22 protein-coding genes are annotated in these 23,913 nt (G+C 42.0%); 8 read left to right on the top strand and 14 right to left on the bottom strand.

All coding sequences use genetic code 11. The features are described from left to right. Positions 1-222: 222 nt before the first annotated feature. Complete coding sequence (locus AACM45_RS03710) at positions 223-888, bottom strand: endonuclease III domain-containing protein (RefSeq protein WP_339140848.1); 666 nt, start codon at positions 886-888, stop codon at positions 223-225. Between the two features lie 49 nt (positions 889-937). Between AACM45_RS03710 and bcp the strand changes: the two genes are divergently transcribed. Continuing rightward, positions 938-1,393, top strand: a complete 456-nt coding sequence (gene bcp / locus AACM45_RS03705) for a thioredoxin-dependent thiol peroxidase (RefSeq protein WP_339140847.1) — start codon at positions 938-940, stop codon at positions 1,391-1,393. 57 nt (positions 1,394-1,450) lie between these two features. Here bcp and AACM45_RS03700 read toward each other — a convergent pair whose 3' ends face one another. Next, a complete protein-coding gene (locus AACM45_RS03700) occupies positions 1,451-2,914 on the bottom strand; it encodes a TonB-dependent receptor (protein ID WP_339140846.1) in 1,464 nt (487 codons plus the stop codon). An 88-nt stretch (positions 2,915-3,002) separates the two neighbouring features. Between AACM45_RS03700 and AACM45_RS03695 the strand changes: the two genes are divergently transcribed. Next, entirely contained in the window at positions 3,003-3,767 is a 765-nt protein-coding gene (locus AACM45_RS03695; protein WP_339140845.1) for an MBL fold metallo-hydrolase, read from the top strand. Position 3,768: 1 nt separating this feature from the next. Further along, positions 3,769-4,263: a hydrolase gene (locus AACM45_RS03690; protein WP_339140844.1), complete on the top strand. Its 495-nt coding sequence runs from the start codon at positions 3,769-3,771 to the stop codon at positions 4,261-4,263. A gap of 10 nt (positions 4,264-4,273) precedes the next feature. Here the strand turns inward: AACM45_RS03690 and AACM45_RS03685 are convergent, their stop codons facing one another. The 10 genes from AACM45_RS03685 to AACM45_RS03640 form a co-directional block, all read right to left on the bottom strand. Further along, entirely contained in the window at positions 4,274-5,503 is a 1,230-nt protein-coding gene (locus AACM45_RS03685; protein ID WP_339140843.1) for a VOC family protein, read from the bottom strand. 20 nt (positions 5,504-5,523) lie between these two features. After that, complete coding sequence (locus AACM45_RS03680; RefSeq protein WP_339140842.1) at positions 5,524-6,996, bottom strand: Gfo/Idh/MocA family protein; 1,473 nt, start codon at positions 6,994-6,996, stop codon at positions 5,524-5,526. A 215-nt stretch (positions 6,997-7,211) separates the two neighbouring features. After that, entirely contained in the window at positions 7,212-7,880 is a 669-nt protein-coding gene (locus AACM45_RS03675) for an alpha/beta hydrolase (RefSeq protein ID WP_339140840.1), read from the bottom strand. Positions 7,881-7,889: 9 nt separating this feature from the next. Then, positions 7,890-8,219 (bottom strand): hypothetical protein, encoded by a 330-nt coding sequence (locus AACM45_RS03670; protein ID WP_339140838.1) that lies wholly within the window; start codon positions 8,217-8,219, stop codon positions 7,890-7,892. Continuing rightward, the gene (locus AACM45_RS03665; protein ID WP_339140837.1) at positions 8,219-9,475 is read right to left on the bottom strand and encodes a dihydroorotase; all 1,257 of its coding nucleotides are present in this window, start codon (positions 9,473-9,475) and stop codon (positions 8,219-8,221) included. Before AACM45_RS03665 ends, AACM45_RS03670 begins: the two co-directional genes overlap by 1 nt. Beyond that, positions 9,472-11,397: a vWA domain-containing protein gene (locus AACM45_RS03660; RefSeq protein WP_339140836.1), complete on the bottom strand. Its 1,926-nt coding sequence runs from the start codon at positions 11,395-11,397 to the stop codon at positions 9,472-9,474. Before AACM45_RS03660 ends, AACM45_RS03665 begins: the two co-directional genes overlap by 4 nt. 143 nt (positions 11,398-11,540) lie before the next feature. Then, positions 11,541-12,536, bottom strand: a complete 996-nt coding sequence (locus AACM45_RS03655) for a glycosyltransferase family 2 protein (RefSeq protein ID WP_339140835.1) — start codon at positions 12,534-12,536, stop codon at positions 11,541-11,543. Between the two features lie 7 nt (positions 12,537-12,543). Then, the gene (locus AACM45_RS03650; RefSeq protein WP_339140833.1) at positions 12,544-13,227 is read right to left on the bottom strand and encodes an SGNH/GDSL hydrolase family protein; all 684 of its coding nucleotides are present in this window, start codon (positions 13,225-13,227) and stop codon (positions 12,544-12,546) included. Continuing rightward, positions 13,224-13,814, bottom strand: a complete 591-nt coding sequence (locus AACM45_RS03645) for a hypothetical protein (RefSeq protein WP_339140831.1) — start codon at positions 13,812-13,814, stop codon at positions 13,224-13,226. Before AACM45_RS03645 ends, AACM45_RS03650 begins: the two co-directional genes overlap by 4 nt. Before the next feature lie 10 nt (positions 13,815-13,824). Continuing rightward, positions 13,825-15,309, bottom strand: a complete 1,485-nt coding sequence (locus AACM45_RS03640; RefSeq protein WP_339140829.1) for a S10 family peptidase — start codon at positions 15,307-15,309, stop codon at positions 13,825-13,827. 116 nt (positions 15,310-15,425) lie between these two features. Between AACM45_RS03640 and AACM45_RS03635 the strand changes: the two genes are divergently transcribed. From AACM45_RS03635 to AACM45_RS03625, 3 genes are all read left to right on the top strand, one after another. After that, complete coding sequence (locus AACM45_RS03635; RefSeq protein WP_339140827.1) at positions 15,426-16,556, top strand: Gfo/Idh/MocA family protein; 1,131 nt, start codon at positions 15,426-15,428, stop codon at positions 16,554-16,556. A gap of 927 nt (positions 16,557-17,483) precedes the next feature. Further along, positions 17,484-19,088 (top strand): phosphatase, encoded by a 1,605-nt coding sequence (locus AACM45_RS03630; protein ID WP_339140826.1) that lies wholly within the window; start codon positions 17,484-17,486, stop codon positions 19,086-19,088. Between the two features lie 75 nt (positions 19,089-19,163). After that, positions 19,164-20,990, top strand: a complete 1,827-nt coding sequence (locus AACM45_RS03625) for a cytochrome-c peroxidase (RefSeq protein ID WP_339140825.1) — start codon at positions 19,164-19,166, stop codon at positions 20,988-20,990. A gap of 167 nt (positions 20,991-21,157) precedes the next feature. On the opposite strand, the gene AACM45_RS03620 is transcribed toward AACM45_RS03625, so the two are convergent. Beyond that, positions 21,158-21,922: a TIGR02757 family protein gene (locus tag AACM45_RS03620; protein WP_339140824.1), complete on the bottom strand. Its 765-nt coding sequence runs from the start codon at positions 21,920-21,922 to the stop codon at positions 21,158-21,160. Further along, entirely contained in the window at positions 21,919-22,590 is a 672-nt protein-coding gene (locus AACM45_RS03615; RefSeq protein WP_339140823.1) for an ABC transporter ATP-binding protein, read from the bottom strand. Before AACM45_RS03615 ends, AACM45_RS03620 begins: the two co-directional genes overlap by 4 nt. Before the next feature lie 144 nt (positions 22,591-22,734). Here AACM45_RS03615 and msrA point away from each other — a divergent pair, with 144 nt between their 5' ends. Together msrA and folE are read left to right on the top strand one after the other, a co-directional pair. Next, entirely contained in the window at positions 22,735-23,298 is a 564-nt protein-coding gene (msrA, locus tag AACM45_RS03610; protein ID WP_339140822.1) for a peptide-methionine (S)-S-oxide reductase MsrA, read from the top strand. Between the two features lies 1 nt (position 23,299). Further along, complete coding sequence (gene folE / locus AACM45_RS03605) at positions 23,300-23,899, top strand: GTP cyclohydrolase I FolE (protein ID WP_339140821.1); 600 nt, start codon at positions 23,300-23,302, stop codon at positions 23,897-23,899. Positions 23,900-23,913: the final 14 nt, after the last annotated feature.

Here is a 23,913-nt window from a genome sequence, read left to right as displayed (position 1 = left end):
ATATTTCCATTTTACTGGCGTTATCCTATCATAACATTAATGCTAGAATATGGAAGAAATTTACTCTGAAGAACAAAAAATTTGTAGAATCACAAAGGCTAGACCTGAGACAGTCTCGTTTTTGCTCGCATTCTCTAAGTCAATGAAGGTCATTGATTGTAACAACATGAAATTCGAAACGGTTTTGAACTAAACCTCGGATTCAATGAATTAAAAAAACCGCTATTTAGCGGTTTTTTTAGTTTTATAATAGTCGTTCAATACCGATTTTCTGCCAATAGTCTTCGTGATGATGTCTTTTTCCAAATTCCATCCCCGGGCCGGTGAATATTCCCTGCCATACCAAATGATTTGAAGATGCAAATCATTCCAAAGTGCTTTCGGAAAGAGTCGTTTGGCATCTTTTTCAGTTTGTACCACATTTTTTCCATTACTAAAACCCCATCGGTACAATAACCGGTGAATATGGGTATCTACAGGAAACGCCGGAATTCCAAACGCCTGTGAAACTACCACACTGGCCGTTTTATGTCCGACGGCAGGTAGTTCTTCCAACAGTTCCATCTCTTGAGGGACCACTCCATTATATTTTTCAATCAAAATTTTAGAAAGACCGTGTATTCCTTTTGATTTCATGGGCGATAAGCCAACGGGTTTTATAATTTCCCTGATTTCTTCAACAGTCAATTTGACCATGTCGTAAGGATTATCGGCCCGTTCAAAAAGTAGGGGGGTTATTTTGTTTACCCTTACATCGGTACTTTGTGCGGATAACAATACCGCTATCAATAAGGTGTAGGGGTCTTGGTGGTCTAGAGGAACTGGAATAGTCGGATAAAGTTCTTGTAAAGTTTGAATCGTAAAGGCAACCTTATCCTGTTTTGTCATTTTTTTGTTTAATTTTATCAAAAATATTTTAAACAAAAATAATTTTGATATGAATACTTTAAAAGAAGGCGATAAAGTACCTGAATTTTCATCAAAAGACCAAGATGGAAACACTATAAATTTATCTGATTATCGTGGTAAAAAGCTTGTTGTTTTTTTCTATCCACGTGCCAATACTCCGGGTTGTACGGCCGAAGCATGTAATCTACGTGATAATTATGCCGAGCTGCAAGCGCAGGGGTACCATATTTTGGGCGTTAGCGAAGATTCTGAAAAAAAACAGACTAATTTTAAAAATAAATACGAGTTCCAGTTTCCGCTATTGGCCGATGAAGACCATACGGTCATTGATGCCTTTGGTGTCTGGGGACCAAAAAAATTCATGGGCAAGAGCTATGACGGCTTGCATCGTACTACGTTTATCGTGAATGGAGAAGGTGTCGTTGAGCGGGTTATTTCAAAAGTAAAGACCAAAGACCATGCTGCGCAGATTCTTGAGGCGTAGTCTCAAAAAATCACCCTAATAGGATCAAATACAAAATTATTTGGTCCTATTTTTCCTTTACTCCTCTTCAACTTCTTCTGCCTCAATTTGCTTGCGAACAAACAGCTTTTTTTCTTTAATGACTTCGGCAATACCTTCGGGCAACATTTCTTCCCAACCTTCTTCGCCATTGGTAATGCGCTTTAATACTTCCCTAGAGAAGATATCCATGATATCGGGGTCGTAATCAATGATATCCATGACCTTATTATTGTACTTAAAGAATTTGTACAGTTCTTTCATACGGGGGTGCACCTTAACATTGTTGCTGGTCATTATCTGCCCCGTATTTGAGTCTTTCATGGGGTAGAGGTACACTTTTAAATCTTTAAAGAACAGTTTACCAAAGGCCTCTAGAATACCACCACTTAAATGGCGATAGTATTTTTCATCAAAGACATCGACCAAATTATTGACCCCCATAGTCAAGCCGATACGTGCCTTGGTGTAATTGTTCAGGTACTCTACCAGCTTGTAATATTCTTGAAATTTCGAGATCATTACGGTATGACCCAGGGAGCATAGTAACTCGGCCCTGTCCATAAAGTCCTGTTCATCGATTTCACCTGATGCCCGCAGATTTGATAGTGTAATCTCAAAAATGACGATGGTATTGTCGTAATCTACGGTTTGTTCGCGCACGAAAATATCGTATGATTTTTGAAACATGTCCATATTTACCTTGGTAACCGGCCTGAAACTCCCTCTTAGGGCTAAAATATTCTTCTTGTATAAAATGGATGCTGGCAAAAGGTTATTACCATCAGGACCAAACATCACGGCATCGGTCATGTCATTTTTAATAAGTTGTAGGCTCATTAAACGGTTATCGACACCTTTAAAACTGGGCCCGGTAAAGTTGATCATGTCAATCTCAAGGGTGTCCTTGTCGATATGATCATAGAGGTATTTCAAGAGCTTTCGCGGTCTATCGTGTTTGAAATAGGCCCCGTAAATCAGGTTAACACCAAGTATACCCAGGGTTTCTTGCTGTAACCGTGCCTCATTTTGTTTAAAGCGAACATGAAGTATGATCTCATCGTATTCTTTCTGTTTCGGATCCAATTGAAACCGTAGGCCTATCCATCCGTGCCCTTTGTAACGCTTTGAGAAATCTATGGTGGCCACGGTATTGGCATAAGAAAAGAACAAATAATCAGGATTGCTGTTTCTGTCGATTCGCTTTTCCACCAAATCCATTTCATGGCGCAACATTGTTTTCAATCGGGCTTGGGTCACATAGCGTCCATCCTCCTCAATCCCATAAATGGCATCACTGAACGATTTGTCGTAGGCGCTCATCGCTTTGGCAATGGTGCCAGAGGCCCCCCCTGACCTAAAGAAATGCCTGGCCGTTTCTTGGCCGGCACCTATTTCGGCAAAGGTTCCGTAGATATCCGGATTCAAATTGATACGAAGGGTTTTTGCTTTTATGGATGGTACGTTTTCAAAACCACCAACTTTAGTACCTAAGGGAGCCATGTATATGTCTTTGTTGTTAACAAAGTTAAGAAGTTAGAAAAATCTTTTAGACAAATATGTTATAATTTTGACTTAAATGGATTGCAGTTTGAAAATCACTTTTTTGGGTACGGGAACATCTCAGGGAATTCCGATTTTGGGGAGCCGACATCCCGTTTGTTTAAGTGCCGATGAAAAGGATAAGCGACTGCGGGTTTCCGTTCTGGTCTCATGGGCCGATTGTAATTATGTCATTGATTGCGGCCCCGATTTTAGACAGCAGCTCTTGCGAAATCCTATCGATCAATTGAATGGTATTTTATTTACCCATGAGCATTCAGACCATACCGCGGGTATCGATGATATACGACCTTTTTTCTTTCGACAAGGTGACATTCCCATATATGCCCATGAGCGGGTGGTGAAAGCCTTAAAAAGACGGTTTGATTATATTTTTGCCGATGCCGACAGGTACCCGGGAGCTCCGGCAGTAGCTATAAATTTGGTCGATAAGCATACGCCTTTCGAACTTTCAGGTCTTAAAGTGACGCCCATTGAAGTACTGCACAATCGATTACCGGTACTTGGCTATCGTATTGGGGATTTTGTGTATTTGACCGATGTGAAGCGCGTTGAAGAAGAAGAACTTTCAAAACTTGAAAACTGTAAGGTGTTAGTGGTGAATGCTTTGCGAATCGAACCGCACCATTCCCATTTTAATTTGGAAGAGGCGTTGGAGTTCGCCAACAGCGTAGGGGCTGAGCGTACTTATTTCACACATATTAGCCATCTTTTGGGATTTCACGAAGAAGTTCAAAAAGAACTGCCCGAAGGTGTATTTTTGGCCTATGATAATTTGAAAATTACGATTTAAAATGAAAAAGAATATTTTTCTGTACCTCTTTGTCTTCGTGTCGTTGATTGCGTTGTATATGATTGTCAATGGTAACAAAATACAAAACGCCAATCAAATGGAAATCGAAAAACTACAGGATGAGGTATCGGCACTAAAAGATTCGGTACAGCAAGAAAAACTGCGGGTTTTGGATATGCAGTACTTCTCATTGGAAAACAACGACGATGCCCTGGCCTACTATGACCATTTGAGTTTGAAGCAGCCCACACGTTATATCGAGGATAAGCTTTTGGAAACCAACGAGCGCCGGGGCGATAATCCGTTGATACCGTATGAGGGTATGGAAAGTGATTTTAAGATCAACAAAATAAAGGTAATGAACCATAAATGGATCGTTGCTGATTTTTCAGACGGCCAATATTGGGGCGATTTGATCATCAAGTATGAGTTAAAAGACGATTTAAGCGTCGATTTCACCCTACTTGACCACTTGTTGTATACTCGCAGTAATTAGGCTATTTCCTTTATTCATCTTGGTTTTCTGGGGAGATGCGATAGGTATAGCGCTCAGGTCCCACTAGTATACTATCGTTTTGTATAAAAGGGATAAGGTACTTTTTGGCATAATCGCGGAACCCAACGAAGTTTGAGACTTTCCATTCGAGTTCCACGGCTTTTTGGTCCGCATAATCTTCCATTCCCCTTTTTTCGTCGACCAAGCCAATGAATGTAGTGTTGGTCGTTTGATAAATCTTGGTCCAACCTTGATCGGCGACAAGTTCATAACCCAGCCTTTGTTCATAGAACCGTTGCATTTTGAGCATATCATTGTGATAGGTCCAGGTAATGGTACCGTAGAAGTCCAAATCAGCTATTTTGGTCTTTACGGGCCTTACCGTGGAAAGGACAGCCATGAAAAGTTCATTTTCAGGGTGCTGTTTAAACTGTTCAAATTCCAATAAATAGCCTCCTGGGTCAATAGCTACGAAACCATCATGAGGGCCGCCTACCCGAGGTTTGTAGGTGTATTTTATAGGTATGTCCTCACGCTGTACATGGGCATACCATGACGCTAATTCGTCGGTCAACAAGGCAATTGCCGTTGACTTTGGGTCTTTGATGGTATGCTTTTCATCAAAGGGATGCAATTGAATATACCCCTTGCTACTGATTTGAAATGTACTACTATCCTTTTGATGAAGGCCCAAAGTGTTTTTGTAAAAGGAAATGGCCCCCTCTAAATCAGCATAATACAAATGTGTCGTTTGTTCTTTGACCTTAAAAGAGGTGAGGTCGCGGTATGCTGAGTTTTTACGAAGTAATTCGTTGATTCCTTTTGGGCTATACCCCAATAGACGGCCTAAGCGCCTTGAGTTGGCCTCTAAGGCTTTGAAATCTTTACTTTCGATGACCAATGCATCCTCTTTCCACTGCAGATATTGGTGCAATCGGTTTCCCTTATAAATCAGTACTACTTCTTTGCCCTTAGCGATATCATCGGGAAATAATAGTGAATTCGGAAGGTTTTCCTCGCGGTACAACGCTACATCATAGTCTTGGGCAATACCCTCAAAATCATTCCACAGGGCATTCACTTCGTCGGTTTGCATCGGATAATGAAAAGCGACGGGTTTGGCATCGTTGGCGACCATTTCACAATACACCCCAAAAGCTGTTAAGGCTTGATGGTCTTTTGTATCACAAGAATTGAAGAGCAGTACGATTCCGAAAAAGGCTAAAAACCATTTTAACATAAAGGTCACTGATGGTTGATTCAAAACGTTCTGTAATCGCCCCCTAAATATTGGTTCGCTTCCGCTTCGGCGAATTTGGCATTCGCACTGTCCCAATGTAGGGTCTCATTCGGAAAGCGACCTGCGATAACACCTAATAAAATGGTTTCCGTCAGGCGTGACGCATACGAAAATGGTGCTGTACATTCATCTGTTCCCAAACAGGCGTCCACAAATTGATGGTAATGCTTTGGACCTTCTGAGGCGTAATTGCGAATGGGTTTTCCCATGTTGTGGATTTTTTCTATTTCCGCGATTTCAGCCGAGATATCCACATATTCACCATTCACTATTTTTTTTGGGAGCTCCATAAAGTGCGGTAATAACAGGCGCCCCTTTTCACCGATGAACATCGCGCCTTGTTCAGGCAGTTGCCCCTGTTCGGTTTGTTTGGTCTCTAAAGAGATCTTATCCTTTAGATCATCTTTGTCACCAGTGTCATCTTGATTTTTCGTACCACTGTTTTCCATTGCCCCTGGTAATCTAAGGTCTTCATGCAGTTGAGGGGCTCCCGGACCATCATACCAAACCCATTTTAGGGTGTCGGCGGTATATGCCGTACCCGGAAATTCATAGGTTACCACATTGTTTTCAGGATATCCGAAGCCATTCGGTGCCCTGCATTCATTTTTAATGGTCATCGGTACATCTAGCGCCAAGGCATTGTAGGGCGTATCAAAAATATGTACGCCCATATCGCCCAAGGTGCCACAACCGTAATCCATTAACTTTCTCCAATTACCGGGATGATAGACGTTTTCTTTGTACGGTCGTTCAGAAGAAGTCCCTAACCATAGGTTCCAGTCCAAGGTTTCCGGTACTGGGTCTTGTCCCACTGGTTCCGCCCCGTCATACCCCCAATTTTTTGGAGACCAGGCCCGTACGGTATGTACCTTACCGATAATACCCGACTGGATCAATAGGGTTGCCAATTTATAGTCATAAAAGGAGTGGACTTGAATCCCCATTTGGGTGACCAATCCTCTCTCTTCTGCTATTTTTTTCATTTCCCTTGCCTCAGAGACATAGTGCGTAAGGGGCTTTTGACAATAAACGGCTTTGTCCATATTCATGGCCATTAAAGAGGCGGGTGCATGGGTGTGATCCGGGGTAGAGACGATAACGGCATCTATTTCTAGGGCCATTTCGTTGAGCATCACGCGATAATCGGTGTAGGTATTTGCTTTAGGGTGTAATTTTTTTGCTGCTGCCAAATTATTGGCATCCACATCACACAATGCCATTACATCAACCTTTTGGTGTGAAGCGATATCCCTTAAATCTTCGGCACCCATATTGCCCACACCAATGTGGGCGGTGCGTAAGCGTTTTGTATTGGTAGGTGGTTTGGGATTATTTTTGGCCTCCGTTTTACACGCCAATAAAATGGAAGGCATTACAGCTGTCGAAGAAGCTAAAATAGCTGACTTTTTCAGGAAGTCTCTTTTTTTCATCGAATAGGAAATTTTGGTTATTACGTAAGGTACTAAAGCTTACCTACAAGATACCGCAATTTTATGAAATAGTGCCAGATGAAACCAATGATGCGGCAGCTGTTGTGGTGTTAGGTATGCAAAAGCCATAACAAGTTAGGTGCAAAACAAGGGTAAAACCATGAGCTGGCCTCTGGAATCGTTTTTAAAGCGTATTCTTTTTTGAAAGTATCTTGCTACCTGAAAGCCAATTGTTTTTCGAGCCAACTTTTAAACGAGTGGAAATTCTGGGGCGCAACCCCATGGCCAACGGGAAACTCCTCATATTGATGCGTGATACCCATTTGGTTTAAAAAAGGCGATGCTTTCTGCGCCCATTCTATTGGAATCACCTGATCGACTTGCCCATGGGAAATATAAAAACTTAACTTAGAATGGTCTTTTGAAGCATAAGCGCTATCTAAAATCCCTTCATTGATGTAGCCACTGAGCGCGATGACATTCTTGATTTTTTCAGGATAGGATAGTGCCACGGCATAACTTAGTATCGTTCCTTGGCTAAAACCAAGTAAGGTAATGTTTGATTCATCAAGATCAAAGGCCTTGCAGGCCCCTTCAATAAAGGCCACGATTTTTTCGCGCGATGCAATGGCCTGTTGGTCATCGCTCCATTTCCCTTGTTCCGCGTCAAAATTAATGGCGTACCATGCGTGCCCGTAAGGGTCTAAATCGTATGGGGCACGTACCGAAAGCACGCATAGTTCTTGTGGTAGTTCGCTTGCGAATGAGAATAGGTCTTCTTCATTACTACCATAGCCATGCAGCATTATCAAGACCGGTGCGTTCTTTTTTTGTGGTGTAGCCGGGCGTACCAGATATGTCATTGAAAGTGGGGGAGTGTCCATTAATGTGATTTAGGGAATAAAAGTAAACCATTTTTGAAAATACCCCCCTAGATACGGTAGCAGCTTTGTTTTTCCCTTTATGGCCTGTGAAAAACCATATCCCCAGAGTATAAGATACCCTACAAACAATATTGGGGAGACGTAGGCAATACCCGTAAAAGATACCACAATCGCCAGGGCATGGAATAGTAGATGTATACCGAATGCCTGTCTAATATGAAATCGGGCGTATGCATTTTTAGGTTCCATGTTCATGGTCATGGCGATTAAACTGCCAACGATGGTGAAATAGGCGATTAAAGCCGCATTTTTTCCTTCAGTGATTTCTTTTGGGGACATTACTTAAAAATGGATTTTCCGTTGTTGATACTGCCGTAGACCTTCCCTTTCAATTCTTTCCCCAAGAAAATGGCGTTTTTCGATTTTGAATGGATATCCTTCCCTTCAAAAACATATTTTACCTCTGGGTCGAAAAGTGTCAGGCATGCTTTTTGGCCTTCTTCGATTTTAGGGGTATCCATTCCGAAACGTTCCCGGCCTTTTGTCAAATAGGTAATGGCCCCATCAACGCCATAGAGATTGTTCAAGGCGCCAAAAGCACTTTCTAAACCTATAGTGCCAAAACCTGCGTTGTCAAACTCCACTCGTTTTTCTTCAATGGTCATGGGTCTGTGATCTGAGGTCACAAAGTCTATCGTTCCATTTTGTACCCCTTTGGCCAAGAATATCGTATCCCGCTTTGTTCGAAGTGGGGGTTTGACCTTAAAATTGGTGTCGAAACTTTCCAATTCCTCATCGCAAAGTACCAGATTATGAATGGCGACACTGGTGGTAACGTTCAATCCTTTTTTCTTGGCATTGGCAATGAGCTTGACCGACGCTGCCGTTGAAATCGTCGGAATGTGAAGCTTGCCCCCGGTATATTCCAGAATATAAAGGTCTCGGGCTATTTGAAGTTCTTCGCTAAGACTCGGAATACCCTTGAGACCTAATTTTGTGGATATTTCCCCTTCATTAACGATTCCTCTGCCCTTTATGGCCACATCCTCAGGAAAAGAACAAACAAGCCCATCAAAATTCTGTGCATAGAGCAGTGCGATTTTTAATAGATTACTGTTGTTGATAGCACGTTTATAGTCATAGAATGCTACTGCGCCCATGGTGTGCATGTTGAACAGCTCAGCCAGTGCATCACCTTTTCCATCAAGGGTCAATGCCCCCAAAGGATGCAGGGTCGTACTACTACTTCGAGAACTTTCCTTTAAAAAAACTATGTCAGACCCCGTATTCGGCAAAGGTTTGGTATTGGCATTGAGCAAAACATCGGTAAAACCGCTTTTACCGGCCACCTCAAGGCCATTGGCAATGGTCTCACGTTCTTCATAACCGGGTTCCCCAAAACTGACACTACTGTCAAACCAACCCACAGAGACACAGAGATTGTCCAGTTTTATTTCCGTGGTGTTTTTTGGTAAGGCTATTTTCGCAGCTATTTTGGTTATCGTACCATTGGCAATCAATATGTCCCTAGTCTTATGGTGGAGTGCAGCAGTAGCGGGAGCGTATATTTTGGCAGACTTAAGAAGTAGGTTCATGAAAGAAATTTTTGTAGCAATACTTCCGTTAATGCAAAAAGCAAGGCAAAAATAACAAACCATTTCCAATAGTCGGTTATTGTATTATCTTCTTGAAGTTGTTGAAACAAGTCAGAAATGGAACTTCCTACCTTTTCCGCATTCAAGTCCTGTGTATTCCTATAATTTAAAATACCCTCCGTTCTTGCATGGTTGAATGCAATGTGCTGAACGGTATCACTACCGTTCAGGGCCGCATAAATTCCATCTTCGTCAAGGTATTCTGAAAAGCTTAGTTGTACACGATCATTGAATCTTTGCTGCATCGGCACATATTCCTTCCCTTCTTTCCGTAATTTGATAATATGATCCCGGTCAAGATCAACTGCGATATCCAATGAGGTTTTAGTACCCAAGTTTTGATATAATTGTGCAGTTTTCAAACTGTTTTGGGCTAGATTATAAAATGTGGGAACGATTAGTGGGGAACCGGTAAAATTGGAGTTTTCACCAGCTAAAGATGCCGTAAACACATGCAATTGATCATCACCGACCAAAAAACCACTGCCGTTGGCATAAGATAAGGCCCTGGGTGCGTTGTAATCGATTTGAAAAGACGTTTGCACTTCAGGATAATCAAAATTGGTGACTTTTTTTTCAAATACATTTTTGTATAGGGGATGGTCAAATGAAATTTGGGTAATCGACTGTTGGGAAGCTGTCTTACCCATGAATTTGATACCCGCCAATGCCGATAGAAAGGTATTGTAAGAAGAAAAGTCAATGTCAACCCCAGGAACGACAACAAGATGGCCGCCATCGTTGTAATAGGAAATCAATATGTTTTGAAGGCTGGTCGGTACGGATTTAAGTCCATTTAGAACCACCAGGTTCTGCGTTGAGATTTTACTATAGTTGAGTTCTTGAAGTGAAAAGGAAAGAAAATCGAATTCATCTGGCGTGAATAAACGAGTTAGATAGTTATCATTTTGCCCATTTATCGCCAGTACTTTAATAGGGTCTTTTTTCGCGATAGTAAAATAAAATTGATTATCGTACCGTAAGCTATTATCCTCAATTGCAAGTCTTGCCTTGATCTCGTTACCAATAGGTAACGAAAACAAAACCTCTGAAGTTGATTTCCCCTTTGGTTCAACGGCGGTCTTCGCAATTAGGGTATTGCCATCAAAAAGAGAAATGGGTAGATTTTGATCTTCTGCCAGTCCACTCAGTACCGCGATCAATTCTATTTGGTTGTCTTTTTCCTCCCCGAAATACACAGAATCAATAGCGATATTGGTGGTATTTTCAGGGGTCATTTGGGCCAGGTGTACCTTGAGGTTTTTTGTGGAATCCACACTGCGCTCTTTTAAAAAAGAATCTTGAAAATCAGAAACCACAATCAGGTTTTTTTGACTATTGGTATTATCTGAAAATAAGCTGTTGGCCTTGAGCAGAACGGCTTCGTATGTCAACTGACCTGGGCCGGTATTCAACGTCAGCAATTGATTTTGTATGGCGTCGAAGGAGGTGTTTTTGAAAGTCTTTCGGTTGGTAAAGAGGCTTATGTCACTTTCTTGCGGAACCGACTTGATCAAATCTTGAACGGCCTTATCCAAAAGACTGAGTCCATCTATTTTGGCCTGCATACTAAAACTATCATCTAAATAGATAACGGTTTCTTTTTCTTGTAATACCGTTTCCTTGGCAAAAAAGGGTTGCGCAAAGGCCAACACTAAACAAGCCAGTAAGAGTAATCGTGTACACAACAACAACCACTTTTTGAGGGTGTTGCTCTTACGTGACTCGGCGACTACCTTTTGCAGCATAGCTACATTGGTAAATGGTGTTTTTTTAAATTTTCGTAGTTGAAATAGATGGATAAAAATCGGAATCAACAGTAGGAGTAGGGCCCAAAGAATTTCTGGATGTTTAAACTGCATTCTTCAAATTGATTTTGTAAATATACGGCTTTAAACGGTTGACCTTTTTAGCTTTTGTTGTTAAGGGAATGGTAATTTTGTTCAAGGGTCAAGGGTCAAGGGTCAAGGGTCAAGGGTAAGGGATGTTGGTACTGTTTTATAGTTCAGCAAAAGAAATAGAAATCTTGCATGGGGTGTTGGTTCCGATTTCTAAAGTAATCCTTGATGTCTTTTTGCGCATCTTCATTGGCCACGGTTACAATACTTTGCGGATTATCAAGGTTTTCAAGTTCTGAAAAATGATACAGGCATTTACCATATATTTTTTTATTGATTTTTTTGGGATTGTCACATAACCATAAAAAGGGGATTTCGCGCTCTAGGAGCACTTTGGCAATGGTTTTGCCCTTAAAACCTGCCCCCCAGACCACCAAAGGTCTTTTTCTATCGTAATCGAGCCTTAGAAAATAGTGGATTTTAATATCCAGAAAATAATTTTGGGCATAATGTTCATGGGTTCTTGAGGTGCGGGTGTCATAATCGCGCCATAAGTGGAGCACTTCATCGCATGGAATCACCTTTATCCCCCTTTCATAAAATCGAAAGGTAAGGTCATAGTCTTCAGGATAGCGATTGGGTTCAAAACCCTTACATAGTTCAAAATCGTCTCTATGAATGAGCCAGCAGGGTGAGGGTATGACACATTCTTTGTAAATCTCTGAGTAGTTGCTCCCTTTTTTGGTCAAATCGTTGAGCCATGCTTCATACCGTTGGTATCCGTTACTAATGCCCGTAGCTGAAAAATACCGTACTTGACCCACGGCGATATGACCCTTACCAAACTTGAATAGAGCTGTTCGCATTACTTCAAGGCGGTGAGGTTTCATGATATCGTCAGAATCCATTCGGGTGATATAGTTTCCAGTGCTCAATCGATATGCAGTTCGTAAGGCAGGGATAATTCCTCTGCCCTCATTGGCATGCACTTTGATCCGAGGGTCTTTTTGTGCGAAACCTTCCGCCACTTGGCGACTGGCATCGTCTGAATGGTCATCAATGGCAATGACCTCCCAATCTTGATAAGACTGTGCGCAAATAGAACCTAAGCATTCCGGCAGAAAATGTGCCGTATTTTTAAAGGGAATAAGAATACTGACCAAATCAGGTTTATCTTTTTAAAACCTTGGCGATTTGGGCTTCCGCCATTTTACCAAGAATCGCATACCCTTTTGGGGTGAGGTGTACCTCATCAGTGGTCAATTCTTTGGGCAAACCATTTCTATCGTCGGCCATTTCAGAAAAATAATCCAAATAAGGTACCTTTTGGTTTGCTGCCATGGATTTCAGCATCCCGTTCAATTTTGGGATTTTGATATTGGGCTGTAATTTTTCTTCCCGCCAGGGGTAGTCGTATGCCGGTAAAACGGAACAAACTACAGGGGTAATATTATTAGCCCTTGCCAATTCTACCATAGACAAAATATTATCCCGAATTTCTTCAAGGGTAATCGGCCCCGTGTTTTTGGCAATATCATTGGTACCAGCTAAAATCAGCACCACTTTTGGCTGCAGGTTGATGACATCTTGCCGAAAACGAAGCAACATCTGCGGTGTTGTTTGTCCGCTAATGCCCCGATTTACGTACGGTTTTCCATGAAAGAATGTTTGTGGCCAACTTTCCGTGATGGAATTACCCATAAAAACAACCCTATTTTCATCGCTTTTTGGCGACTCTAGTTTTTCATTGGCGCTTTTGTACTTTTCCAAGTTGGGCCAATCTTGGGCTTTTATTTTTTGTGAAGCCGTAAAAATTGATATGAGGACTAACAAAATGATTTTGGTTTTGGTCATTGCTTTAGTTTTTCGCTTTTTGGGGGTGTTATCATAATATGGGCGCGGTGTGTACCCGGATTCATCAACCAGGCATGGCCAGGTGGGGTAGGGGTTGTGGGCAGCCCCGTGCTTTCACCTGTAGCAAAGGGAACATAAAATACATAGCGCACATATCCGTTCTCAATTGCGTTGGTTTTGGCATTTACCTCACCAGTAAAAACACAAAGGGTGGTCTTGTCAGGCATTTTTAATTTGCCTGATTTCACTTCTTGTTCGCGTATATCAAAGATTTCTTGGAATGCTTTTCCTTCTTGCTTTAGTTGACGCCCCCGCGCCATAAATCCATCGAGGTCTTTATGATAGGCCGCAGTGGAGAAAGTTTCTTTTTTGGGATCGGATGCTATGGCGATATAATCATTGTTTCCTTCCCGTAAGGTCACAAAGTTGCCCGATGTGTCATAGCCGTATACTTTTGCCCCTTCTTTATAATCTTGCGGAACGGCCATCAGTGCGGTTTTGATTTGCCATGCTGCTGAAGGCACGTCTTGTGAAAAACTGGGTAGAACCAAACAAATTCCCAATACAATGAATACGGCTCTTTTCATTTTTTACGATTTAGTATTTGGCGCTTTTGCCCGTATTCGAAGTCCTTTTGATAAACGCGCGGATGTCGTCATTGGCTTTTTGTAGATCTTCTCGCCTTAGGTACATCATATGGCCCGAACGGTACCCTTTAAAATCAAATCGGTCTTTCATGCTGCCACTTGGATCAACCTGCCACATGGTATATTTGGCCTGAAAATAGGTTGTAGCACCGTCGTAGTAGCCTGATTGTATCAAAACATTGAGATAAGGGTTCTGGGCCATTGCCTGCCTAAGGTTATCCCTCGTATTGTCATCATCATTGTTCCATGGCCGAACAGGGCCGAACATATTGTACTTAATATCCGTTTTGAAGTTGAGTTCCTCTTGTAGATAGTAATTGATGGCCGGGGTAAAACTATGGAGCCATGAGGTGAGTTCCGAACTATAATCGGGGCGCATACCGGCCAATTGCCGATCGATCCCCAAGTAACGGGAATCTAACCTGCCTACGGTATAACCGCGGTCTTTTAAAAGGTTTTTCCAAAAATATTGAACGGGTACTACAAGGTTTTGATCCAATATTTCCTTTTTTGAAAGTCCCGAATAATACGCCATTTTTTCTGCTACGGTATTCTTTTCCGTCTCACCGATGAATCCTCCTTTGGCCAATGCCGGAATCAGGGTGTTCACAGCATAACCTTCAGATTCTGGCAACACCTCTAAAAGGTCTTTTTGTTGTAATTCTGGTGGTAAAGCCTTGTGGTGCCAAGCGGCGGCGGTAAAATACGGTAGACTGATGGCATTTTCGACGGCACCACCGGTATTGTATAATTTATAATCAGCAGGTGAGACCATAATTACCCCATTCAAATACATCCATTGTTGGTTTTGCAAGGCCAGTGAAAGCCCCATAACACGGGTGCCACCATAACTTTCCCCAACAATATATTTTGGGGAGCGCCACCTATTATTTCGGGTCACAAAAGTATTCAACCACTCGGCCAGGTATTTGATATCGGCGTTGATACCAAAAAACTTTTCACGATCTACTTCCTTACCACTTTCAGGAATGGTTCTTGAATAGCCGGTATTTGCCGGGTTGACATAGACGATATCGGTAACGTCAAGCACAGAGAAAGGATTTTCCTTAACCCCATAAGGCTGTACGGGATATCCCTCATCATCGATTTTGAGTATACGAGGTCCGGTGTAGGCCAAATGCATCCATACGGAGCCTGAGCCAGGACCACCGTTAAAGGAAATCAATAAGGGCCGCTTTGTTCTATCCTTTACATTGTTTCTAGTGTAATAGGTATAATGTAACGATGCAATGGGTTCCCCCATTTCGTCCCAAACAGGTTGTGTGCCGGTCGTTGCCGTATAATTGATGGATGCACCGTTTATGGTGACGCTATGTTGTGTGGTTACCGTAGTGTCAATAGGAAGTTTACGGGATTGCGAATACAAGGCAAACACTGCAAATAATGCAGCCAACGAAAGAGTTGTTTTTTTCATTTTTGGTTCAATTAGTCTGTTTTAAAAGTAATGATTTTGTTCAAGAAATTGTGAATACTAGGTTTTCGAAGTGATTGTTTTTTATCTTTAAAAGAACTTTATCATGTAAATATCAAATGAAAAGAAGAAAATTCAACGCAACACTGGCTTTGGGTTCCAGTGGAATCGCATTGACCTCGAACATACCCATGGCCTGTGCCATTGATACCAAACAGAACAAAAAAAAATTGGGTATCGCCCTTGTAGGTTTGGGCCAGTATAGTACCTACCAGTTGGCACCGGCGTTACAAGATACCGAGCATTGCTATTTGGCCGGAGTGGTTACGGGGACCCCTGAAAAAGAACAAATCTGGGCCGACAAATACAATTTGCCCAAAGCGAATATTTATGACTATGACAATTTTGATACCATTAAAGATAACGATGCCATAGATATTGTCTACGTGGTCTTACCGAATAGTATGCATGCTGATTTTTCAATACGTGCCGCCAGGGCCGGAAAGCATGTGATATGTGAAAAACCGATGGCCATGAATGTCGAGGAGTGTGATGCCATTATGGCCGCGTGCAAGAAGGAGGGGGTCAAATTGGGAATGGGTTATCGATTGCACTCTGAGCCCTATACCCAAGAAGTAAAACGCTTCGTAAGGGAAAAAACGTTCGGCAATGTCAAATACATTTCTGCTGATGCCGCATATCATTCCACGACCGATCCTGACCAGTGGCGTTTGAACAAATCGTTGTCAGGGGGTGGTGCCTTGGTCAATATGGGGGTCTATGCCATACAAAGTGTGATTTACGGAACGGGTGAGAACCCCATTTCGGTTTCCGCACAAGAATATAGTACGAGGCCCGATTATTTTAAGGATACCGATGAAACGATTACGGCCCAATTTGAGTTTGAGAGTGGTGCCGTAGGCAATATCATGACCTCTCATAATGCCAACGTGAACAAGCTGTATGCTTCTTGCGATCAAGGTTGGTTCGAGCTGAATCCGGCCAACAATTATGGGCCTTTGAAGGGCAGGACCTCTGAGGGGACCAAAATAAGTTTTCCACATGAAAGCCAACAAAAATTGCAAATGGATGATTTTGCCAAACACATTCTTTTTAATGCCCCAAATCTAGCCCCTGGTGAAATGGGAAAGCGAGATATGATGATTGTAGAGGCCATTTATAGATCGATAGCCGAGGGAGGGAAAAAACAGGAATTGCATTTTGAACCTGAGTACGGATTTTCGAAATGAATATTTGAATGCTATTTTTTCGCAATTACGACAGATGGGTTAAATGTGTTTTCGTCTGCATTGTAATGTTCGCCTTGTTTTTTCGTTAATATGCGTTATCCACATGATGCCCTTGCTTAAATTTATTCGACCAATTTTGTACTTTAAAGTCCTGTTTGAAGGCCTGATGCTGACTTATCAATAGTCCTATTTACAAAAGACAACTGATAGAAGTCATATAGCGATAAGTTCCTGTGCTTTGGGCACAAAAGTTTCGGATGCAGGTCGGGACGGATTTCTTACGTAATCCGTCACTTGGATACTAATTAACGTGGGTTCGACGTAACAGCAGATCCAAAAGGGAACAAAAGTCAACAAAAATAGACAGTTGTCACCCCGAGCGCAGTCGAGGGCTTGAAAGAATGTCCATGTTAAGAGCGGTTTCGACGGAGCTTGTCTTGAGCGAAGTCGAAAGGCCCAACCTGACATAAGTCTATAAATCACGAGAAACCTAATAAGTGACAGGTTTCTTACGTCGAACCCACGTTAGTTAATAAAAGTTATGATTTCATACGTTGGTTTCCCTATTTGGAGCTTTCCAAGAATAGGGAAGTAAGCCGCTCAAATCGAAAAACAGGAATAGAACTATCAATTTATACATTTAAAAGAGTATGGATGCGGGTCATCCCAAATCAAAAAAATTACCACCCTGAATTAAACTAGCCTTTATTTTTATTGCAAATCCATCCTAGTGAACTTTTAAAATTCTAAAAATCAATGACTTAACATTAATTTTTATTTTAAATTACAACTAGGTGACCATAACTTAACATGTTAACGATTTATTAAAAAACGCATGACTTAAAGTAAATATGGGATTAACGAGGGCCTTAATTACCTCTTCTAATTTTGATGCCAACATAATCCTAAAAACTTTAAATCATGCACATGAAAAAAATTGTAGTAACCCTTTTATTTCTGACTTCCCTTTCCGTTGGGTTCGTTGGTTGTGAAGGAGAAGATGGTCTAGATGGCCGTGACGGCATCGATGGGGTCGATGGTCAAGATGGTGTTGACGGCGCAGATGGGGAAGACGGACAAGATTTGACCGTAGATGATCTGGTGCCCTTGGAATCTTCTGTGGTTCCTGATGAGGTATTCGAACTCAAAGGTGGTTTCGCAGGCAGTGCCAATCTTGAGATGGTCTTGTCATCCGCCGACATTCTTCCCTCTGATTCTACCTTTGTTTACGGTTCTTTTATGGACGGAGCGGCCTTATATCGAAACAATGATGGCACCTATGCGTTTATCAACAATTTGGAATCCGATTTTTCAATAGCCCGCATTCGAATGAATGGTGAACTTCAACCTATGGAAGGGGATTATATCGTTAGCGCAACGGCCACCGCTTTCACCGCACAATGCTCCGGTTCTTCAATTACCCCCGAAGAGCACGGTTTCGGACCCTTGTACCTTTCTGGTGGGGAATGGGGCGGCAATGCCAAAGGCGTCTACCGGGTAAATCCATTCAGAAGTCCTGATGATCGTGTAGAAGCAGAGAGGTTGCCAGCCCTTGGGGAGTGGTCGACTGAAAATGCCGTTGTTATTGGAAAAGATGCCTATCCAAGCCAAACAGTGGTTTTTATGGGCGATGATGACAGTAACAACTCCTATCCAGAATCACACTTTGCCATGTATGTGGGTAGTCGCGGCGATTTAAGCGGAGGGGAACTTTACGTTCTTCGCGGAAAAGACACTACGGAAACCGCTATCGGCGGTGGTGGCCTGAAATTTGAGATGGGTATGGTTGAAGATGCCGAATATGAGGTGGAATGGGTAAGGATGACCGAAAGGACCATTGATGAATTGAACCAAGAGGCTATTGATTCCGTTGCCATTGGGTTTCAACGTATCGAGGATATTGATTGGCAACGAGGTTCTGCGGACAACAATAGAAACATTTATTTCAATGCCACGGGAAGATACCGTTCTGATAACCCAGATTTGGCCAATAGGGGTACTACTTTTGGCAGGGTATACAAATTGGAGCTAAATCCTGATGATCCGACTGGTGATGCCAAGATTACAGTGGTCATCGACGGTGACCGCGAAGGCGGTAATGGTGACGGAATGCATTCCCCAGACAATATTTTGGTTACCCAGAACTATGTTTACATTCAAGAAGACCCTAATGGGTACCAAGATTTGAATCCTGATATTCAAGGCTATGCCAAGCTATGGCAGTATGAAATTGCCACAGGCGCTGTTACTGAGGTCATGGAGTGTAACCAGACCGCTGCGACGGAATTGGGGTATGGCACATTGACCAATTACTGGGAAATTACGGGTCTTATCGATGTCACCGATATCATTGGGGCCAGTGAACCGACCTTTCTAGGCGGTGCACAAGTGCACGGGTGGAATTTTAGCACAACACCTGCAACTGCGGTAAGGGCCGATGGACTCAAGTTCTATGATCCCACGGCTATTGATGAAGGATCGGCAAGGTTGGAAGGTTCCTTCTTGTTTAAGATTACAGGCTTACCAAGATAGTTTTTTTGAAATAACTTAAACAAAAGGTTCCCGCTGAAAAGTGGGAACCTTTTATGATTAAAACACGTTTCCCTTATGCATATCCATCGCGTATTTTTTAATGTATTCATATTATTTTTTTTAGTCTTATCCTGCAAAAATAAAACAGTTTCAAAAGAGGTGGTGGCCAATGGTGTTTCACCGTATAACGAAGCTATTAGGCAATATTATTTCAAAACATTGGACAGTGCCGCTTTTTACATGCAACAATTGGATACCTTGAACCCATTAAGTAAAAACAGAACAGCTTTTCTCAACAGCAGAAAATGGTACAAAAGGGTAGAACCCTTGCTCATGGCCTATGACTATCAGAATTACCTTTCTATGAACGCCCCAAATCTTTTAAAAGTTGAGATAGATGACTATCAAGACATTAAAGTGGTAAAACCAAAAAGCTATCAAGTTCTGGAGGAAATGCTTTTTGGGGAAGATGACGTCAAGCATGAAGAAATGCATAGGGTCATCAACTATCTTCAAGTCAGGATACCCTACATACGAAGAAACCATATCATATATAGACAAACAAACCGGCATCATTTGAAAATGGTGAGGGATGCCATTGTTAACATCGCTACTAAGGGAATAACGGGATTTGACTCCCCAATGCTCTCGAATTCATTGGAGGAGGCCGTTCAAAATTACATCACCCTCAAACAGGTGATGGACATTTTTAAAGATGCCTATACCGATAAATCAATACGGTCTGATTGGGTCGCGGCAATAGACGCCTCCATACGATTTTTACTAGCCTCGGATTTTGATTCTTTTGATCGTTATATATTTATAAAAGACCACACGAACAAACAATTAAAACTTGTCAACCGCACTGCGAAAGATTTGAATATCAAATTAAATACATCAAGAGCCTTAAACCCTACTTCTGAAAATCTTTTTGCAAAGGATTTTTTTAACCTTAAAATGTTTTCGTTACCCGGTTCCCCGCCCATTACTGAAGAAAGGGTTTCCCTTGGGCAAACCTTATTCAACGATAAGGCACTGTCAAAAGATGGCTTGATGAGCTGTGCCACCTGTCATATCAAAGCAAAGGCATTTACAGACGGTTATCCCAAGGCTTTGGGCAACGATGGCAGGCCTTTGTTGCGAAATACCCCCACATTGTCGTACGCCGTTTATCAGACCACCATGTTCTATGATGGTAGGGGCGATGGCTTAGAGGCCCAAATCGTCAGTGTGGCCAATAACGAAAATGAATTCCATGTAGACTTGAACACGATGGAAGAAAGGGTCAAGAACAATACCATGTATCAATCGCAATTTGATTCGTTGTACCCCGATGGGGTCACCAATCGTAACGTACGACATGCCATGGCCACTTACATACGAAGTTTGGCACCATTTGATTCTAAGTTTGATAAAAACATGCAGGGCAAAGAAGAATCGTTAACCTCTAAAGAAAAACTTGGCTTTAATCTGTTCATGGGCAAGGCGGCCTGTGCTACTTGTCATTTTCCGCCGGCTTTTAACGGCACCGTACCCCCCAAGTACATGGAAACCGAGTTTGAAAATTTGGGTGTTCCGAAAAACGCGAGTTTTGAACATCCCATACTTGATGGGGATTTAGGACAATATTTTCCTTATAAGGTGGCGGAAAGAAAATCTTTCTTTAAGACTTCAACGGTACGAAATATAGCACTTACTGCGCCCTATATGCATAATGGGGTCTACCAAACCCTCGATGAGGTCATGAATTTTTATAATGTGGGTGGTGGTCAAGGTATGGGCCTTGAGGTTCCGTATCAAACGTTACCTCCAGATTCCCTTGGTCTCACAACAAAAGAGACCGAGGCCATTATCGCTTTTATGAACACATTGACCGACAAGGCGTATGGAACATCGAACTGAACCACCATGACTAAAGACCAATAGGTTTGGGTTTCGTCCAAAGGCGATTAAAGAACTATTAGTTACCGCCAATGGCTTTACGTCTTGTGCAAAGCGAAAGAAAGATTGTAAGGAAAAATATCGAAGTTTTCGACTAAAGGCAAGGGATTTGCCCCTAGATTGATTTATTAAAACTTTTCGAACACGCCCAATCCGAAAAGCGCAAAATCATATTTGACCGGATCGTTCGGGTCCAATTTTCTTAAATTATCATCCAATTCGGCTAAAGCTTTGGCATCGTTTTGCTTTCGTTTGAGCAGTTTTAGCTTTCGAGCCACATTGCCCGAGTGCACATCAAGGGGGCAAGAAAGTTTAGCGGTCGGAATTTCTTTCCAAAGATTAAAATCGACCCCTTTCATGGAAGAACGTACCATCCAACGTAAAAACATATTGATACGTTTTGCCGCTGAACCCTTTAAGGGATCTGAAACGTGTTTTTGGGTACGGACTTCATGGGGCAGTTCAAAAAAAAGTTGTTTAAATGTTGAAATGGCCCCTTGCAGTGATTTCTGCCCTTGCCCTAATGAAAATATCGGTTCAAGGCCACCATAATGGTTATAGATATGTCGCAATGCGGTAATGAAATAACCCAGATCTTGGCCATTGAAGGTTCGGTGCACAAAAGGGTTCAATGCATCCAAATCATTTTTATGGTGGTTCAGTACGAAATCATAAGGACTATTGTCCAACAGTCCCATTAATCGAGAGGCATTATTTATAATACTTTTGCGGTTGCCCCAGGAAATGGTCGCCGTTAAAAAACCGCTGATCTCAATATCTTCCTTTTTCGAAAACCGATGCGGAATCTGTAGGGGATCGGCCTCTAAAAATTTGGGGTGCTCGTATTCTGCCGCTTTTTCATCTAAAAAGCGTTTTAATTCCCCTTTGGTCATGCCCCCGGGTTTACGATCAAACCATCGACCATGGTCAGTTTACGATCTGCCATATCGGCCAGTTCTTTGTTATGCGTTACGATAACAAAAGTTTGGCCGAATTCTTCCCGTAATTTAAAAAATAGCTGATGCAGGTTTTCCGCGCTTTCCGAATCTAGATTACCACTGGGTTCATCGGCAAAAATAACCGAGGGTGCGTTGATCAGTGAACGGGCAACGGCGACACGCTGTTGCTCGCCGCCCGATAATTCTTTGGGGCGATGGCCATGGCGGTGCGACAGGCCCAGAAAATCCAATAGCTCTTTTCCCCTTTTTTCAGCTTCGGCCTTTGGTGTTTTTTTGATAAAGGCCGGAATACAAACATTTTCCAAAGCGGTAAACTCAGGTAATAGTTGGTGAAACTGAAAAATGAAACCAATATGTTCATTTCTAAACTTAGCCAATTTTTTGTCGTTGAGTTTGGTGACATCAATACCTTTTATCTCAATACGGCTAACCGGCTTATTCGTGGGGGTATCCAAGGTACCTAAAATTTGAAGCAGGGTGGTTTTTCCTGCACCCGAAGGCCCTACGATAGAGACGATTTCACCAGTATCGATTTGTATATCAACACCTTTAAGTACCTCTAGGTCCCCGTAATACTTTTGAATAGTGGCCGCTTTGATCATAGCTTCTTAAATTGATGGTGAAAGTAAGCATTAGTGGGCATTGCACAAAAATGGGATTCGGGTCTTTCGACCAAATTACTAAGCAAAAGTTAAATATATTGGTTCTATTGTTTTATCGGATTAATTGTTTAACATTTACATAAAATGAGTAAACAAAAATATCAAAATTTGGAAACCGCGATTTTTGCCAATGGATGTTTTTGGTGTACGGAAGCGGTTTTTCAAAGACTTGAAGGCGTATCGGAGGTTTTTCCAGGATTTACCGGTGGACACATAAAAAATCCCCCTTACAGAGAAGTCTGCACGGAAAGAACGGGTCATGCAGAAGCTGTTCAAGTGCTTTTTGACCCTTCGGTGATTGCCTATGAGGCGCTTTTAGAGGTGTTTTTTGCCACACATGATCCCACAACGTTGAACCGACAGGGCAATGATGTGGGTACCCGATATCGAAGCGAAATATTTTATACTTCCGCAGCACAAAAAGAGGCTTCTGAAAAGTTTATCTCCTTTTTAGAAAAGCAACGTATTTTTGATACTCCGATAGTAACTGTAATTTCTGAGGCCCAACCGTTTTATAAAGCTGAGGAAGTGCATCATAATTATTACAATGCGAATACCGAACAACCCTATTGTCAGTTAGTTATTGACCCTAAAATCAAGAAGATCCAAAAATACCACGCAAATAAATTAAAATCAGTTTCCCAATAATATGGCACCGTATAAAAACCTAGAAGAATACAATATCAACATTACCAATGAAGTCAAAGATCGTTTCGCGAAGATCATAGACGAAATAGGGGAGGACGTTGATCGTGAAGGCCTTGTAAAAACACCAGAGCGGGCAGCAAAAGCAATGCTGTTTTTAACCCAGGGGTACAAACAAGATGCTGAAGAGATTTTGAAAGGCGCCATGTTCAAAGAAGATTATGATGATATGGTCATCATAAAAGATATTGAACTATACTCGTTGTGTGAGCACCACATGTTGCCATTTTTCGGTAAAGCCCATATCGCATACATACCTAATGGCCATATTGTCGGTTTGAGCAAGATCCCGAGAATCGTGGATGTGTTTGCAAGAAGGTTACAAGTTCAAGAACGGCTTACCCATGATATTCTAGAATGTTTGAACAATACCCTAAGGCCCAAGGGTGTAGCAGTGGTCATTGAAGCTTCACATATGTGTATGATGATGCGTGGTGTCCAAAAACAGAACTCGGTAACGACGACTTCCGGTTTTAGGGGGCAATTTGAAAAAATTGAGACCCGAAACGAATTTTTAAAATTGATCAGCTCAAATTTGTCTTAAATTAACCGGTCTTC

Source organism: Croceitalea sp. MTPC5 (assembly GCF_036985505.1).
GTDB lineage: Bacteria > Bacteroidota > Bacteroidia > Flavobacteriales > Flavobacteriaceae > Croceitalea.
Note: the sequence above shows the minus strand (reverse complement) of the source record. Positions and strands in the feature narration are given on the sequence as shown.